This is a genomic window from Streptomyces marinisediminis, assembly GCF_026262575.1.
GTDB classification, from domain to species: Bacteria; Actinomycetota; Actinomycetes; order Streptomycetales; family Streptomycetaceae; genus Streptomyces; species Streptomyces marinisediminis.
The window spans coordinates 1-413 of sequence record NZ_JAPKFL010000122.1 but is presented as its reverse complement, the minus strand read 5'-3'; the positions used below and the strand labels follow the sequence as shown (position 1 = coordinate 413).

The 413-nt window shown below is 69.2% G+C and carries 1 protein-coding gene; it reads left to right on the top strand.

Annotation, left to right across the window (positions count from 1 at the left end):
* Positions 1-413 (top strand): ATP-binding cassette domain-containing protein (locus OSB71_RS24345; protein ID WP_265950963.1); only part of this gene is annotated, 413 nt, incomplete at both ends.

The following is a 413-nucleotide window of genomic DNA, read 5'->3' as shown; positions in this document are numbered from 1 at the left end:
GTCGAGCTGATGGAGCGGGTGCGGATCCCGGCGGCGAAGGCGCGGGTCAACGACTACCCGCACCAGTTCTCCGGCGGTATGCGGCAGCGCATCATGATCGCGATGGCGCTGGCGCTGGAGCCGGACCTGATCATCGCGGACGAGCCGACGACGGCACTGGACGTGACCGTGCAGGCGCAGGTGATGGACCTGCTGGCCGAGCTCCAGCGCGAGTACCACATGGGCCTGATCCTGATCACCCACGACCTGGGCGTGGTCGCCGACGTGGCCGACAAGATCGCGGTGATGTACGCGGGGCGGATCGTGGAGACGGCCCCGGTGCACGAGCTGTACAAGCGCCCGGCGCACCCGTACACCCGCGGCCTGCTGGACTCCATCCCCCGGCTGGACCACAAGGGCCACGAGCTGTACGC